A 15,966-nucleotide genomic window follows, 5' to 3' on the forward strand; every position below is an offset into this window, starting at 1 on the left:
CCACCGTATTAGGGTGACCGCATGACAGAGCGCCGTCCTCCACCGTCGGTGTGGCTACGCCCGGAGCCCTCCCGGGCGCAGCGCAGGCCACCACTGACGATCGAGCGGATCGTGGGCGCGGCGGTCGACCTGCTCGACGAGCACGGCATCGACGGCCTCACGATGCGCAGCCTCGCCCAGCGCCTCTCCGTGACGGCGACCGCCCTGTACTGGCACGTGCGGACCAAGGACGACGTGCTGGACCTGGCGATGGACCAGATCTTCGGCGACGTGCCGATCCCCGACGCGACCGAGGACTGGCCGGAGGACGTCCGCGTCCTCGTCCGAGGCTGGCGCTCCGCGATGCTCCGGCATCCCTGGGCGCCGGGCCTGGTCGGGCGTCCGATGCTCGGCCCCAACGTGTTGGCCCGCACCGAGTTCCTCCAGGCGGCGCTGGTGCGTGGCGGCTGCCGGGACCGCCACCTCGCGGTGGCCACGCGGACACTCGCCAACTACGTCATCGGCGCCTCGCTCACCGAGGCCACGTGGCGCAGGAGCACCGACCCGGACGCGCGGGCCGCCGCCCGCGACCATGTCACCGCACACGCCGACGCCTACCCGACCCTCAACGCCTCCGGCCATCTCGACGACTCCCGGTGGGGCGACGACCTGCTGTTCCAGGAGGGCCTGGACGGCATTCTCCGCTCGGTTGTGCGGCACCGACCGTCCTGAGTGTCCACGTGTTCAGAAGACCGGATACCTACCGGAAACCGCGTTGCGTGAACGGCGTAACACGCCCTCCACAGACTCACGTGAGTCGATCTTGATGGGGAGGGCGTTCATGAGTGATCAGACGCAGTCGACGGTGAGCCGGCGTGGATTCCTGCGCGCGGTCGGGGTCAGCGGTGGGGCCGGCGCGATGCTCGCCACGATGGGCGCCATGGGTCTCGCGCCCAGCGCCGCCGCGTCGCCGACGCCGGCCTTCCGGGCACCGGAACCGTCCGACTTCACCCTGTCCGGGCGGCCCGGCGCCAGCGTCGTCGTGCTGGGCGGCGGCATCGCGGGGCTCACCGCCGCGTACGAGCTGGGCAAGGCGGGTTACCACTGCACGGTCCTGGAGGCGCGGCACCGCGTCGGCGGGCGGAACCTGACCATCCGTGGCGGTGACGTCGAGACCGACCTCGACGGCCACACCCAGCGGGCCGGCTTCTCCGACGGCGTCTACTTCAACGCCGGGCCGGGCCGGATCGCACAGTGGATGGTCACCATGGACTACTGCCGGGAGTTGGGCGTACCCGTCGAGGTCTTCACCAACCAGAACGCCGACGCCTGGATCTACAACGAGTCCGCCGGGATGACCGAGCCGGTCCGCTACCGCACCGCCAAGGCCGACGTCTACGGCTACGTCTCGGAGATGCTCGCGAAGGCCACCGACCAGGGCTGGACGCGCGACTCACCACCGAGGACCGGGAGCGGCTGCTGTCGTTCCTGCAGAGCTTCGGCGCGATCGGCGGGCGTGCCAGCGACTGGGCGTACACCGGGACCAGCCGTCGCGGCTTCTCCACGTACCCCGGCGCGGGTAACGACGTCGGCAGCCTGCTCGGTGCGCCGCCGGCGCTCTCCGACGTCTTCGCCAGCAACGTGGGCCGGTACTTCTCCTTCGAGTTCGGCTACGACCAGGCGATGCTGATGTTCCAGCCGGTCGGGGGGATGGACCAGATCCCCCGTGCCCTCGCCAAGGCCGTCGGCGGGCACCGGATCCGCCTCAACGCCGAGGTGACCGGAGTGACGGACCGGGGCAGTCGGGTCGAGGTGACCTATCGCCAGGGCGGCCGGCTGTCGCAGATCACCGCCGACTACTGCGTGGCCGCGCTGCCACCGCACCTGATGGCCCGGGTGCCGCACAACCTCGGCGTCGACGTGACCGCCGCCCTGGCCGACTTCCCCGTCACCGCCGCCGGCAAGATCGGTCTGGAGTACCGCAGCCGTTGGTGGGAGACCGACCAGCGGATCTACGGCGGCATCACCGAGACCGACCTGGACCTGTCGCACATCTGGTACCCGTCCTACGGCTTCCACGGCAAGCGCGGCCTGGTCGTCGGCTACTACAACACCGGGGCGAACGCCCGGGCCTACAGCGGGCTCACCCCCGAGCTGCGCCAGGAGCGGGCGGTCAGCCAGGGCGTGAAGATCCACGGCGACAAGTACCGCAGCGAGCTGGTCACCTCGTACTCGCACGCCTGGGACCGGACCCGCTACATCGAGGGCGCCTGGACCTCACCCCGGTACGGCACCGCCGGGTACGACCGGCTGCTCCAGCCGGCCGGGCGGGTCTACTTCGCCGGGGACTGGCTCAGTCACGAGGTGGCCTGGCAGCACGGCGCGTTCGTGGCGGCCCGCGCGGCGGTGTCGTCCCTGCACCAGCGGGTGATGACCGGCTGACGTCCCACGCGTCCCCTCCGACGCCGACCAAGATCCGCGCACCTTCGGGGAAACTGCTGCTTCCCGGCGCGCCGAGCCAGCAACTTCCCTGAAGTTGCGCGGATCTTGCGGGCGTCCCGGTGTGCGGGCGTCCGGTGTGCGGGTGTGCGGTGTGCGGGCGTGCGGGGCGGGGCGGGGCGGGTAGCGCCGCCTGCGGGACGTCGGGGTCGGAGTGGGTGCGCGAGGATGGGGACCCCCGTCCTCGAGGAGCACCGATGGCCACCGACCTGACCGAGCCGCGTACCGCCGCCCGACTCGACTTCGCGCCGGTTCAGCGGCGCACCATGCGGCTGCTCTTCACCACCCAGATCATCGGCGGCATCGGCGTGACCATCGGCATCTCCGTGGGCGCGCTGCTCGCCGACCGGGTGGCCGGCACCGCGCTGGCCGGCATCGCGCAGAGTGCCGGTGTGGTCGGCGCGGCGCTGCTCGCCGTCCCGGTCACCCGGATCATGGCCCGGCACGGTCGGCGGCCCGGCCTGGTGCTGGCGTACACGGTGGGCGCCGTCGGTGGCGTCCTCGTGGTGTTGGCGGCGGCCACCCGCTCGGTGCCGCTGCTCCTTCTCGGCATGCTGCTGTTCGGTGGCGGCACCGCCGCCAACCTCCAGGCCCGCTACACCGCCGTGGATCTCGCCGAGCCGGCCCGTCGGGGTCGCCAGCTCTCGCTGATCGTCTGGGCCACCACCATCGGCGCGGTGGCCGCGCCGAACTTCGCCGCCCTGGCCGACCGGGTGACCACCGGCTGGGGGCTGCCCGCGCTGGCCGGCCCGTTCGCGTTCAGCGCGGCAGCGTTCGTGCTGGCTGCCGTCGTACTCCTCGGTCTGTTGCGGCCCGATCCGCTGCTCACCGCCCGGCGACTCGCGGCGGCCGACGCCGCATCCGTGCCCGACGGTCACGGGCCGGTCGCCGCCGTGCCGTCGGGCGGTGCGGCGGCGGCGACCGCGCCCGGCCCCACCGCCGGGACCGCCGGGTCGCCGGCGGGCGGTGGCGTCGGGCCGGCCGCCGCGCCGGTCGGTGCCCGCGCGCCACGCGGCGCCGGGATGCGGGCGGCCTGGTCGGTGGTACGCGCACAGCCCGCCGCCCGGCTCGGCATCGCCGCGGTGGCGGTGGGTCATCTGGTGATGGTGGCGGTGATGGCGATGACCCCGGTGCGGCTCGGTGAGTCGCACGCCGACGCCGACGTGCTGCGGCTGGTCGGGATCGTGCTGAGTCTGCACATCGCCGGCATGTACGCGTTCTCCCCGGTCGTCGGCTGGCTCACCGACCGGCTCGGGCGGCGGGCGGTGATCCTGGGCGGGGTCGGACTGCTGCTGGCCGCCTGCGCGGTGGCCGGCACCGCCGGGCACCACACGCCTCGGCTCTCGGTCGGTCTCGTCCTGCTCGGGCTGGGCTGGTCGGGGACGATGGTGGCCGGCTCGACGCTGCTCTCCGAGTCGGTGTCGGCCGATGTGCGGCCGAGCGTCCAGGGATTCTCAGACATGATCATGGGGTTGGCGGGCGCGAGCGCCGCGGTGCTCAGCGGGTTTGTCATGCAGGTGGCCGGTTATCCCGTGCTCACCCTGCTCGCGGCGGTCGCGACCGTGCCCCTGGTGGCGCTAGCGTTGCGCCCGGTGCCGACCGGGGCGCCGGATGAGGAGGGTTGATCACGTGCGGCTGACCGACTTCTGGGCGCGGTTGGAGGAGGCGTTCGGGCCGGGCTACGCGGCCAGCATCGCCCGGGATCAGGTGCTGTCCCAGCTTGGCGGCCGGACCATCGAGCAGGCGTTGTCGGCGGGGGAGCGGACGAACGTGGTGTGGCGGGCGGTCTGCGCCGCGTATCCCGACCGCGTACCCGCGCGACTACGCTGAGCAGCCTTTTCGTCGGTTCCGCGTGTCGCTTGTCGAGTCGTACACCTGTTCGGCTATTGTCCACAGCGGGGTGCTCGTCCACAGCTCGCGGCCCGTCGGCTGGTTTTCTGTCGGACCTAGCGCCTAGCGTGTCCGCGTGACGCGAAGCTCAGCAAAGACGCCGGCGAAGGCAGGGGTGGCAACCATGGCAGCAGGGCCTGACCGGGAGAAGGCACTCGACCTTGCTCTCGCTCAGATTGACAAGCAGTTCGGCAAGGGCTCGGTGATGCGGCTGGGAGAGCGGCCGGTCGTCCAGACCGCCGTGATCCCGACCGGTTCCATCGCGCTCGATGTGGCGCTCGGCGTGGGCGGCCTGCCGCGCGGCCGGGTGGTCGAGATCTACGGCCCCGAGTCCAGCGGTAAGACCACGGTGGCCCTGCACTCGGTGGCCAGCGCCCAGCGGGCCGGCGGCATCGCCGCCTTCATCGACGCCGAGCACGCGCTCGACCCGGAGTACGCGAAGGCCCTCGGCGTCGACACCGACGCGATGCTGGTCTCCCAGCCGGACACGGGCGAGCAGGCGCTGGAGATCGCCGACATGCTGATCCGCTCGGGCGCGATCGACATCATCGTGATCGACTCGGTGGCGGCCCTGGTGCCCCGCGCCGAGATCGAGGGCGAGATGGGCGACAGCCACGTGGGTCTCCAGGCCCGGCTGATGAGCCAGGCGCTGCGCAAGATCACCGGTGTGCTCAGCAACACCGGCACCACGGCGATCTTCATCAACCAGCTCCGGGAAAAGATCGGCGTGATGTTCGGCAGCCCGGAGACCACGACCGGTGGTCGGGCGCTGAAGTTCTACGCCTCGGTCCGGCTCGACGTGCGCCGCATCGAGAGCCTCAAGGACGGCACCGACGTGGTCGGTAACCGCACCCGGGTCAAGGTCGTCAAGAACAAGGTGGCCGCGCCGTTCAAGCAGGCCGAGTTCGACATCATGTACGGCAAGGGCATCTCGCGCGAGGGCTCGCTGATCGACGTCGGCGTGGAGCAGGCGATCATCCGCAAGTCCGGCGCGTGGTACACGTACGACGGCGACCAGCTCGGCCAGGGCAAGGAGAAGGCCCGGGAGTTCCTGAAGGAGAACCCGGACGTGGCCGCCGAGATCGAGAAGAAGATCCTGGAGAAGCTCGGCGTCGGGGTCGGCGCGGGCGACGCCGCCGGTGGCCCGGAGCTGCCGCCGGTCGACTTCTGACCGGTCGCTGACCGATGGCAGGACGACGCGCCCGTACGGGGCGGGGCTGGGATGCCAGTCCGCCTCGTACGGGCGACGACGCCGCTCCGCCGCGCCCCCGCCGGGGCAGCCGTCGGGCCGAGTCGCCGGCCGACGAGCAGGCGTCCCCACCGCGCGACGAGTCCGAGCTGGCTCGCGAGATCTGCCTGCGCCAACTCGCCGTGCGACCGCGCACCCGCGCCGAGCTGGCCGGGGCGCTGGCCAAGCGGGGCATCTCCGAAGAGGTGTCGGCCGACGTGCTCGACCGGTACGACGAGGTCGGCATCATCGACGACGCCGCGTTCGCTCGAGCCTGGGTGTCGAGTCGACACTCCGGGCGCGGTCTCGCCCGCCGGGCGCTCGCCAACGAGCTGCGCCGCAAGGGCGTGGACGGCGAGGTGGCCACCGAGGCGTTGGGCGAGTTGGACGAGGAGACCGAGGCGGAGACCGCCCGCGCCCTCGTGGAGCGCAAACTGCGGACCGCCCGGGGTGAGCCGGACGCGGTCTTCCGCCGGCTGGTGGGCATGCTGGCCCGCAAGGGTTACCCGCCCGGCGTGGCCATCCGGGCGGTGAAGGACGCGCTCGCCGCGCAGAGCGCCGAGGCGGCCGAGTTCGCCGAGCAGATCGACGCCGACGCCCTGGCCGACGCCGAGGGCGAGCCGGAGCGGGACAGCCGCCCGACCGACTGAGCGGCACGCGCCGAGTGCTGCGGTCGATCCCGCGCTGACGCAGGAACGGGTCCGATGGGCCGGCATCAGGTCGCGGGTGTCACATCCAAGGGTCGTCGGTGGACCTGTGCGGTCGCTGAACAGGCACGACGGTCGAATCGAGGCGTCAGCTCGCCGCCTTTGTCCTGCCGTGTCCGACACGACATCACCTTTGCGTGACGCCGCAACTTCTCTCCGTTCGGGGGGTTTGATCATGAGTCCTTGACCAGACCGCCCTCGGAGACCTAGCCTCGCCATACAGGCTCACATTGCCCGACCATTGCAGGCTAAGCGCACAACATAGATCTCGTAACAGAACAGCATCACTTTGGCCGGCTCCACGGCCTTTGGCGGCAGTTCCGGACTGGCCGGTCCGGGACGCCGCGACAACTGCACCCGGTCGCCGACGATGCCCGAGGGCACCGCCGGCGGAGAGAGCTATCTACGGCCAGCCGCTCCGGTCGGGCGTCCACAGCCGCAGGAGTGTGCCCTGGGCACAGTCGCTGCGGTCATGACGTTCAGGGGAGGCGGCCATGGCGGGGCGGCGGCACAGGCGCACGGATGGACCTCGCGGGGTTCCGGCATGAACGCCCTCGACGTGGTGCTCCTCGCGGCCGTCCTGATCCTCGCGGTGGTCGTGGTCGCGGCGGTGCTGGTCGGCATCCGGACGCTGCGCCGGATCGGCTCGACGCCCGCCCCGGAGGATCCCGCCTTCATCGCCGAGAAGGACCGTCAGGAGCAGTCCCTGGCCGCCCTGCGCGACGCGGCCGACCAGGCGAACAGCACGATCGACGTGGCGAAGTCCGCCGCCTCCGCGGCCCGCGCCGAAGCGGCGGCGGCCAAGGCCGAGGCGAAGGCGGCCCGGGCCGAGGCCCGGCGGGTGCTCGACGACGCCCGCGCCGAGGCGGACACCGTGCTGGAACGGGCGCACAAGCAGGCCGAGGCGGACGCCGAGCAGCTCCGCACCACCGCGCGCCGCAGCGGCGAGCGGGAGGTCGCGGTGCTCGCCGCCACGACCCGCGAACAGGCCGCCGAGGTGGAGCGGCGGGCGGCCCGGATGGACGAGCGGGAGCGGCTGCACACCGAGGAGGTGGAGCGGTTCGCCGAGCGGGAGCGACAGCTCACGGCGGCGGGCGCTGCCCTGGCCGCCCGGGAGTCCGCGCTCGCCCAGCGTGAGACCGAGCTGGCCGAGGCCGAGGAGCTGCGCCGCCGGGAGCTGGAGCGGGTGGCCGGCCTCACCGCCGAGTCCGCCCGGCTGGAGCTGGTCGAGGCGATCGAGACGTCCGCCAAGCGGGAGGCGGCGCTCCTGGTGCGCGACATCGAGTCCGACGCGCGCAACACCGCCGAGCAGCGGGCCCGGCACATCGTGGTGGACGCGATCCAGCGGGTCGCCAGCGAACAGACCGCGGAGAGCGTGGTGAGCGTCCTGCACCTGCCCGGGGACGAGATGAAGGGCCGCATCATCGGCCGTGAGGGCCGCAACATCCGGGCCTTCGAGTCGGTCACCGGCGTCAACCTGATCATCGACGACACTCCCGAGGCCGTGCTGCTCTCCTGCTTCGACCCGGTGCGCCGCGAGGTCGGGCGGCTCACCCTCGAGAAGCTCGTGCTGGACGGGCGGATCCACCCGCACCGGATCGAGGAGGTCTACGACCTGGCCCGCCAGGAGGTGGAGCAGCTCTGCCTGCGCGCCGCCGAGGACGCCCTGGTCGAGGTGGGCATCACCGAGATCCACCCGGAGCTGGTGACCCTGCTTGGCCGGCTGCGCTACCGCACGTCGTACGGCCAGAACGTGCTCAAGCACCTCGTGGAGACCGCGCACATCGCCGGCATCATGGCCGCCGAGCTGCGGCTGGACGTGCCCACCATCAAGCGGTCGGCGTTCCTGCACGACATCGGCAAGGCGCTCACCCACGAGGTCGAGGGCAGCCACGCCATCATCGGCGCCGACCTGGCCCGCAAGTACGGCGAGCACGAGGACGTGGTGCACGCCATCGAGGCGCACCACAACGAGGTGCCGCCACAGACCATCGAGGCCGTCCTCACCCAGGCGTCCGATGCCTGCTCCGGTGGTCGGCCGGGCGCGCGGCGGGAGAGCCTCGAGGCGTACGTCAAGCGGCTGGAGCGGATCGAGGAGATCGCGGCCGGCAAGCTCGGCGTGGACAAGGTCTTCGCCATGCAGGCCGGCCGGGAGATCCGGGTGATGGTGAAGCCGGACGACGTCGACGACATCGGCGCTGCCGTGCTGGCCCGTGACGTGGCCAAGCAGATCGAGGAGGAGCTGACCTACCCGGGTCAGATCCGGGTCACCGTGGTCCGCGAGTCCCGGGTCACCGAGATCGCCCGCTGACCGGCCCGATCACCGCGACTTCAGCAATATCGGGGTGTCCCCTCAATGGGGACACCCCGATATCAGCCAAACTGAGTCGATCACACCCCTGGCGGTCGTCCGGTCAGATCATCCGGGCCGAGTCCGCGCCCGCGTCCTGGGCGGGCAGCACCTTCGCTGCGGTGCGTGGCGCGCGGCCCATCCGCTTCTGCAACCACCAGGCCAGGACCGACAGCGCGCCGCAGATGGCGATGTAGATCGAGGCCACGATCAGGTACGTCGGCACGTAGGGCAGCCCGAACGGCAACCGGCCGCCGATCTGCTTACCGACGAACAACAGCTCGGGGTACGTGATGATGAAGCCCAGCGCGGTGTCCTTGAGCAGCACGACGAGCTGGCTGACGATCGCCGGGAGCATCGACCGGACGGCCTGCGGCAGCAGGATCAGTCGCAACACCTGGTTCTTGCGCAGGCCGATCGCGTACCCGCCCTCGGTCTGCCCGTACGGCACCGCGTTGATGCCGGCCCGGAAGATCTCCGCGAGCACCGAGCCGTTGTAGAGCATCAGTCCGATGACCAGCGCCCACAGCTTGTCGATCGACCAGCCGTACTGCAGCGGCACGTAGTAGCCGAAGAAGATCAGGATCAGCAGGGGGATCGCCCGGAACAGCTCCACCACGAACGTCGACGGAGCGCGCAGGATCCACTTGTCGCTGAGCCGACCGCTGGCGAAGATCGCGCCGAACAGCAGCGCCAGGACCGCGGCGATGCCGGCGGCCTTCAGCGTGGCCCACAGGCCGCCGAGCAGCTCGCGTTGCACCGAGGCGTACTGGAACTGCTCCCACTTGCGGGCCTCGAACTGGCCGGTGTCGGCGAACTTGTAGCCGATGTAGGCGAGCAGGGCGATGATGCCGGCCGTGGAGACGACGCCCAGGAGCGCGTTGCGCCGCTTGGCGCGGGGACCGGGCAGGTCGTAGAGAATCGACGCCTGGCTCAACTCAGCCACCTCCGTTCACGACTGCGGGGCTCATCGGGCCACCCGCCACTTGCGCTCCAGGAACCGCTGCAACGCCACCAGCGGCAGGATCAGGATCAGGAAGCCGATGGTGATCCAGAGCAGGACGGCGAACTGCGGCTCGCCCCGCTCGGCCATGTACGCCGGGATGGCGCCGGCCTCCAGCACCGAGAAGCCGGCGGCGATCGTGGTGTTCTTCAGCATGGCGATGAACACGCTCACCATCGGCGGGACCATCGCGCGCAGCGCCTGCGGCAGCACGATGAGCGTGAGCACCTGACCGAAGGTCATGCCCAGCGCGCGGGCCGCCTCGGCCTGCCCGGCGGCGACCGTGTTGACGCCGGAGCGGATCACCTCACAGACGAACGCGGAGGTGTAGACGGTCAGCGCGATGGCGGCGCTGGGGAAGTAGTCGATGTTGACGTCGAGCTTCGGCACCGCGAACACGAGGAACGCGAAGACCAGCGTCAGCGGGGTGTTGCGCACCAGGTTGACGTACGTGGCGCCGAACGCGCGCAGCGCCGGCACGGGCGAGACCCGCATCGCGCCGAGCAGCGTGCCGAGGACGAGGCTGCCGACCGCGGCGATCAGGAAAAGTTTGACGGTGTTGGTGAACCCGTCGACGAACAGTTGCCCGTTGTCCGTCAGTACGCGGAAGAACTCGCCCATGCCTCGCTCTCAGTCCCTCTCCACGGGCGCCGGACGGGGACGAACCCCGCCCGGCGCCGCTACTCGTGTCGAGCCGGGTCGATCAGTACCGCTCGACCTTCGGCGGGGTGCCGGCCGAGCCGGAGAGGCCGAGCGTGCCGTCGTAGATCTTCTGCCAGGTGCCGCTGGTGAAGGCGGCCTCGATCTGGTCGTTGACGTAGTCGCGCAGCGCCTTGTCGTCCTTCGGCAGGCCGATGCCGTACTTCTCGGTGCTGAACGGCTGGCCGACGACCTTCAGCTCGTCCGGGTTCTGCGCCGCGTAGCCCTTGAGGATCGCGTCGTCGGTGGTGACGGCGTCGACCTTCTTGTCCAGCAGCTGCGAGACGCACTCCGAGTAGGTCTTGAACTCGACGATGTTGTTCGCCTCGGTCAGACCCTCGTCGCGGACCTTCTGGATCGGCGTCGAGCCGGTGGCCGAGCAGACCTTCTTGCCCTTGAGGGTGTCCTTGCCGGTGATCGACGACTCGTCCTTGCGGACCAGCAGGTCCTGACCGGCGACGAAGTACGGGCCGGCGAAGGAGATGTCGTTCTTACGCTTGTCGGTGATCGAGTAGGTGCCGACGTAGTAGTCGACCTCACCACCCTTGATCGCGGTCTCCCGGTTGGCCGACGCGATCTCCTTGTACTGGATCTTCGCGGGGTCGATGCCGAGCGTGCTCGCGACGTACTGGGCGATCTCGATGTCGAAGCCGCACCGCTTGCCCTGGGCGTCCTTGTAGCCGAGGTTCGGCTGGTCGAACTTGACCCCGACGGAGACCGTGCCGGCCGTCTTGATCTTTTCGAAGGTCGGGCTGCCGGCGACGGCAGCGTCCGTCTTCGGGGTGAAGGTCGCGCCGGAGCTCTTGCAGGTGTCCCCCTGGGCGGCGCCGGAGGCGTTTCCACCGGCGCTCGGCGTCGGCTCACCCTCCTTGCCGCAGGCTGCGGCGGACAGGGCGAGGGAGGCCATCATGGCGACCGCCGCCACGCGCGTCATACGCATACTCTTCTCCTTCTTCGACGGAGCCCGCCCTTGTGCGGCGCGCTCCACTACGGACGCCTAGTGCGTGAGGATCTTGGAGAGGAAGTCCTTGGCCCGGTCGCTGCGCGGGTTCGCGAAGAACTCCGCGGGCGGGGCGTCCTCGACCAGTTGGCCGTCGGCCATGAAGATGACCCGGTTGGCGGCGTGCCGCGCGAAGCCCATCTCGTGGGTGACCACGACCATGGTCATGCCGTCGCGCGCCAGTGACGTCATGACGTCCAGCACCTCGCCGACCATCTCCGGGTCGAGGGCGCTGGTGGGCTCGTCGAACAGCATCGCCTTGGGCTGCATGGCCAGCGCTCGGGCGATGGCCGCCCGCTGCTGCTGGCCGCCGGAGAGCTGGGCCGGGAACTTGTCCGCCTGGTTGGCGATACCGACCCGGTCGAGCAGGGCCAGACCGCGTTCGCGGGCCACGGCGGGCTTCTCCTTGCGGACCTTGACCGGCCCGAGGGTGACGTTCTCCAGGATGGTCTTGTGGGCGAAGAGGTTGAAGGACTGGAACACCATGCCCACCTCGCTGCGCAGCCGAGCGAGGGGCTTACCCTCGGCCGGCAGCGGCTGGCCGTCGAAGGTGATGGTGCCGGAGTTGATCGGTTCCAGTCTGTTGATGGCGCGGCACAGCGTCGACTTGCCGGAGCCGGACGGGCCGATGACCACGACCACCTCGCCCCGACCCACCGACAGCGAGACGTCGTCCAGCACGTGCAGCGGTCCGAACCACTTGTTGACCGCGTCCAGCACGATGAGCGGTTCGCCCGTCGTCACGTCGTCCACCGTCCCTGTCGTCTCCCCGGATCGGGGTCGGTCGACCCCCGGTTGGGCAACTGTAGGCGGCCTGATGTGGCAGAACGCAACCCAGTTGGTCACGGAGCGGTAACACCGGTCACGATCGGCTACGGGGGTCCGGTTTCGGTCACCCGTGGGCCGCGACGGTGGCGGCGGCACGGCGTTGCCGAGAAAATGGGGGGATGACGGAACCCGTACGGCTGACCCGTTACGCGCGCGGCGGCGGCTGCGCCTGCAAGATCCCCCCGGGCGAGTTGGAGGTCATGGTGGCCGGTCTCGGCCCGGCCACCGGCACCACCGAGCTGCTCGTCGGCCTGGACCACGGCGATGACGCCGCGGTGGTCCGGCTGGACGAGCGTACGGGCCTGGTCAGCACCGCGGACTTCTTCACCCCGGTCGTCGACGACGCGTACGACTGGGGGCGCATCGCCGCGGCCAACGCGCTGTCCGACGTGTACGCGATGGGCGGCACCCCGCTGGTGGCCCTCAACCTGCTCTGCTGGCCGCGCGACGTGCTGCCGCTGGAGTTGGCGCGGGAGGTGCTGCGCGGCGGCCAGGATGTGGCCCGGGAGGCGGGCTGTCACCTGGCCGGCGGGCACAGCGTGGACGACGACGGTCCGAAGTACGGCCTCGCGGTCACCGGCACCGTACGCCCCGAGGAACTGATCACTCTGGACGCGGGTCGGGCCGGGATACCGCTGTCCCTGACCAAGCCGCTCGGTGTGGGCGTGCTCAACACCCGGCACAAGTCCACCGGCGAGAGCTTCCCGGAGGCGGTCGCCTCGATGAGCGCGCTGAACCGGGACGCGGCCCGCGCGGCGGTCGCCGCCGGTATCCGGTGTGGCACCGACGTGACCGGGTTCGGCCTGCTCGGGCACGCCTCGAAGCTGGCCCGTGCCAGCCGGCTGACGGTGGCCATCGACATGGCGCGGGTGCCGTACCTGGCGGGCGCGCGGGAGGCGCTTCGTGACGGGTACGTCAGTGGCGGGAGCCGTCGCAACCTGGAGTGGGTCACCCCGTGGACGGACTTCGGCGCGGCCGACGAGGGGGAGCGGCTGCTGCTGGCCGACGCGCAGACGTCCGGTGGTCTGCTGGTCGCGGGTGAGCTGCCCGGCGCACCGGTGGTGGGTGAGCTGCTGCCCCGCGGGGAGCACCTGATCGTCCTGCGCTGACCCACGGGCTACCGAACCGCTACCGATGGTGCCGGGACACGCTGGCCCGGTGGTACCGGTCGGCGCACGATACCCGATAAACTGTCACCTTCCCGCTACTCCGAGCAATGCCGCTCAGGGAAATTTTGCCCGGAATGGTCACAGACCGGTAACTTGCCCCCGGCTGGGGTCAAATGCCCCCCACCATCGTCAGTAAGGCCCGATCCGGAGGCCGGTGGGACGAACGCAGCGAGGAGGCGGAATGACCGAGCTGTGGAACTGGAGAATCGACCGGGTACGACCCGTGGAGGTCTACCCGGCGCTGGCCGAGGCGCTCGGTCGGGTGGTGATGCCGCTGGCCGCGGCGGATCCGCCGCGACTGCCGGCGTACGCGGTGGTGTGTGACGTCTGGCAGGCGCCGGGCGAGTTCCCGACGGTGATCGACTGTTACGGGGTGCCCGAGCGGCTCTCCGAGCACGCCAGCATCGCCGCGCTGGCCCGGCTGCTGGGCCGGGACTGCCTGCTGCGGGACGACACGTTGGACGCCAGCCGGCACCTGCTCGTCGCACCGGACGGCACGGTCCGCCCGGTGCACTTCGACGTCCGGGACACCGACGACGGCGAGGTGCTCAGCCGGCGACGGCTCTGCTCGCTGGGTGACCCCGGCTGCCGGGGTTGGTCGCAGTGTCACCGCTCCCGCTGGGCGCCCGACACGGTCGCGCCGGTCCTCGCCGCAGCCTGACCGCCACCGAGCCGGCCTGACCGCCAACCCGTCGGCGCCGCCGGCCGGGCCGCTCACGCCGAGCCGGCTGGGCTACTCACGCCGAGCCGGCTGGGCTACTCACGCCGAGCCGGCTGGGCCGGGGCGTCAGCCGCGCCCGGTGGCGGTGGCGGCCGGTCGATCGGCGGTGTTCGACCCACCCCGCACGACCAACTGGTCGAGCAGGGTGCGGGTGGCTTCGGTCACGGCGGCCACGGCGGCCTCGAAGGCGGCGGCGTTGTGCGCGGCGGGCGCCCGGAAGCCGGAGATCTTGCGGACGTACTGCAACGCCGCCGCCTCGATGTCCGCGTCGGTCACCTGCGGGGTGAACGGCTCCCGCAACGTCTTGATGCTTCGGCACATGTCGGGTGCTCCTCGGTTCGGGGTGATCCGGTCGACCCGGATACGCTGTCCTGGTCATGACTACCGCAGCGGCGGGCAGCCCGCGCACCTACCAGGTGCGCACCTACGGCTGCCAGATGAACGTGCACGACTCCGAGCGCATCTCCGGCCTGCTCGAACAGGCCGGCTACGTGCGCGCGCCCCAAGCCGACGACACCCCGGACATCGTCGTCTTCAACACCTGCGCGGTGCGGGAGAACGCCGACAACCGGCTCTACGGCAACCTCGGTCATCTGCGCCCCGTGAAGGACAAGCACCCGGGGATGCAGATCGCCGTCGGTGGTTGCCTGGCGCAGAAGGACCGTGGCGAGATCGTCCGCAAGGCGCCCTGGGTGGACGTGGTCTTCGGCACGCACAACATCGGCGCGCTTCCGGTCCTGCTCGAACGGGCCCGGCACAACGCCGCCGCCGAGGTGGAGATCCTGGAGTCGCTGGACGTCTTTCCGTCCACGCTGCCGACCCGCCGCGAGTCCACGTACGCCGGCTGGGTCTCGATCTCGGTGGGCTGCAACAACACCTGCACGTTCTGCATCGTGCCCTCCCTGCGGGGCAAGGAGAAGGACCGCCGCCCCGGGGACATCCTCTCCGAGGTGCGCGCGCTCGTCGACGAGGGCGTGCTGGAGGTGACGCTGCTCGGGCAGAACGTCAACTCGTACGGCGTCGAGTTCGGCGACCGGTACGCGTTCGGCAAGCTGCTGCGCGCGACCGGTGAGATCGACGGCCTGGAGCGGGTCCGGTTCACGAGCCCGCACCCGAAGGACTTCACCGACGACGTGATCGCCGCGATGGCCGAGACCCCGAACGTGTGCCACTCGCTGCACATGCCGTTGCAGTCCGGCTCGGACGACGTGCTGAAGGCGATGCGCCGGTCGTACCGTTCCGAGCGGTACCTGGGGATCATCGAGAAGGTCCGGGCGGCGATGCCGGACGCGGCGATCACCACCGACATCATCGTCGGCTTTCCGGGCGAGACCGAGGCCGACTTCCAGCGCACGCTTGACGTGGTGCGCGAGGCCCGGTTCTCGTCGGCCTTCACCTTCCAGTACTCCAAGCGCCCCGGCACCCCCGCCGCGACCATGGACGGCCAGCTGCCCAAGCAGGTCGTGCAGGAGCGTTACGAGCGGCTGATCGCCTGCGTCGAGGAGATCACCTGGGCGGAGAACAAGCGCCTGGTGGGGGAGACCGTCGAGGTGCTGGTCGCGGTCGGCGAGGGGCGCAAGGACGAGCGGACCGGACGGCTGTCCGGCCGTGCCCGCGACGGTCGTCTCGTGCACTTCGACGCCGGCAGCTTCGCCGGGTCGATCCGGCCCGGCGACATCGTGCACACCGAGATCACGTACGCCGCGCCGCACCACCTCAACGCCGACGGCGCGCCCCTGTCGCACCGCCGCACGCGGGCCGGTGACGCCGCCGAGGCCGGCCGCTCACCGCGTACCCCCGGGGTGTTGCTCGGACTGCCGACGGTCGGCGCCCCGGCCGCGATGCCCGCGCCGACGACCGGCTGCGCCGCCCACTGACCCCCGGTCGGGGCCC

General features: G+C 71.1%; 16 protein-coding genes. 11 read left to right on the forward strand and 5 right to left on the reverse strand.

Features of this window, described 5'->3' with window-relative positions; translation table 11 throughout:
- The first annotated feature begins 21 nt into the window (after positions 1-21).
- The 8 genes from ACIA3K_RS23895 to rny all read left to right on the forward strand — a co-directional run bounded on the left by ACIA3K_RS23895 (position 22) and on the right by rny (position 8,614).
- A complete protein-coding gene (locus tag ACIA3K_RS23895; protein ID WP_396803855.1) occupies positions 22-711 on the forward strand; it encodes a TetR/AcrR family transcriptional regulator in 690 nt (229 codons plus the stop codon).
- 109 nt (positions 712-820) lie between these two features.
- Positions 821-1,669, forward strand: a complete 849-nt coding sequence (locus ACIA3K_RS23900) for an FAD-dependent oxidoreductase (RefSeq protein ID WP_396803857.1) — start codon at positions 821-823, stop codon at positions 1,667-1,669.
- Positions 1,621-2,421, forward strand: a complete 801-nt coding sequence (locus ACIA3K_RS23905; RefSeq protein ID WP_396803859.1) for a flavin monoamine oxidase family protein — start codon at positions 1,621-1,623, stop codon at positions 2,419-2,421. Before ACIA3K_RS23900 ends, ACIA3K_RS23905 begins: the two co-directional genes overlap by 49 nt.
- Before the next feature lie 254 nt (positions 2,422-2,675).
- Positions 2,676-4,103: an MFS transporter gene (locus ACIA3K_RS23910; RefSeq protein ID WP_396803861.1), complete on the forward strand. Its 1,428-nt coding sequence runs from the start codon at positions 2,676-2,678 to the stop codon at positions 4,101-4,103.
- A 4-nt stretch (positions 4,104-4,107) separates the two neighbouring features.
- Entirely contained in the window at positions 4,108-4,308 is a 201-nt protein-coding gene (locus ACIA3K_RS23915; RefSeq protein ID WP_355053234.1) for a DUF3046 domain-containing protein, read from the forward strand.
- A gap of 184 nt (positions 4,309-4,492) precedes the next feature.
- Positions 4,493-5,539, forward strand: a complete 1,047-nt coding sequence (gene recA, locus ACIA3K_RS23920; protein WP_354884861.1) for a recombinase RecA — start codon at positions 4,493-4,495, stop codon at positions 5,537-5,539.
- Between the two features lie 14 nt (positions 5,540-5,553).
- Entirely contained in the window at positions 5,554-6,246 is a 693-nt protein-coding gene (locus tag ACIA3K_RS23925; RefSeq protein WP_396803863.1) for a regulatory protein RecX, read from the forward strand.
- 601 nt (positions 6,247-6,847) lie between these two features.
- Entirely contained in the window at positions 6,848-8,614 is a 1,767-nt protein-coding gene (gene rny, locus ACIA3K_RS23930; protein ID WP_396803865.1) for a ribonuclease Y, read from the forward strand.
- A gap of 103 nt (positions 8,615-8,717) precedes the next feature.
- Here rny and ACIA3K_RS23935 read toward each other — a convergent pair whose 3' ends face one another.
- From ACIA3K_RS23935 to ACIA3K_RS23950, 4 genes are all read right to left on the reverse strand, one after another.
- Positions 8,718-9,590, reverse strand: coding sequence for an amino acid ABC transporter permease (locus ACIA3K_RS23935; RefSeq protein WP_396803866.1), 873 nt, complete (start codon positions 9,588-9,590; stop codon positions 8,718-8,720).
- Positions 9,591-9,620: 30 nt separating this feature from the next.
- A complete protein-coding gene (locus ACIA3K_RS23940) occupies positions 9,621-10,277 on the reverse strand; it encodes an amino acid ABC transporter permease (RefSeq protein ID WP_355053238.1) in 657 nt (218 codons plus the stop codon).
- Positions 10,278-10,359: 82 nt separating this feature from the next.
- Entirely contained in the window at positions 10,360-11,295 is a 936-nt protein-coding gene (locus ACIA3K_RS23945) for a glutamate ABC transporter substrate-binding protein (RefSeq protein ID WP_396803868.1), read from the reverse strand.
- 57 nt (positions 11,296-11,352) lie between these two features.
- Positions 11,353-12,108 carry an amino acid ABC transporter ATP-binding protein gene (locus ACIA3K_RS23950; protein WP_355053240.1) on the reverse strand — a complete coding sequence of 252 codons (756 nt, stop codon included), beginning with the start codon at positions 12,106-12,108 and terminating at the stop codon, positions 11,353-11,355.
- A 194-nt stretch (positions 12,109-12,302) separates the two neighbouring features.
- Here ACIA3K_RS23950 and selD point away from each other — a divergent pair, with 194 nt between their 5' ends.
- Together selD and ACIA3K_RS23960 are read left to right on the forward strand one after the other, a co-directional pair.
- Positions 12,303-13,292, forward strand: a complete 990-nt coding sequence (gene selD / locus ACIA3K_RS23955) for a selenide, water dikinase SelD (protein ID WP_396803870.1) — start codon at positions 12,303-12,305, stop codon at positions 13,290-13,292.
- 241 nt (positions 13,293-13,533) lie between these two features.
- Positions 13,534-14,013: a hypothetical protein gene (locus tag ACIA3K_RS23960; RefSeq protein ID WP_396803872.1), complete on the forward strand. Its 480-nt coding sequence runs from the start codon at positions 13,534-13,536 to the stop codon at positions 14,011-14,013.
- A gap of 126 nt (positions 14,014-14,139) precedes the next feature.
- Here ACIA3K_RS23960 and ACIA3K_RS23965 read toward each other — a convergent pair whose 3' ends face one another.
- Positions 14,140-14,394, reverse strand: a complete 255-nt coding sequence (locus tag ACIA3K_RS23965; RefSeq protein WP_396803874.1) for a DUF2277 family protein — start codon at positions 14,392-14,394, stop codon at positions 14,140-14,142.
- Between the two features lie 56 nt (positions 14,395-14,450).
- Here ACIA3K_RS23965 and miaB point away from each other — a divergent pair, with 56 nt between their 5' ends.
- Complete coding sequence (gene miaB / locus ACIA3K_RS23970) at positions 14,451-15,950, forward strand: tRNA (N6-isopentenyl adenosine(37)-C2)-methylthiotransferase MiaB (RefSeq protein WP_355053244.1); 1,500 nt, start codon at positions 14,451-14,453, stop codon at positions 15,948-15,950.
- Positions 15,951-15,966: the final 16 nt, after the last annotated feature.

Origin of the sequence: Micromonospora sp. NPDC051543 (assembly GCF_044454415.1) — a bacterium.
Taxonomy (GTDB): Bacteria; Actinomycetota; Actinomycetes; order Mycobacteriales; family Micromonosporaceae; genus Micromonospora.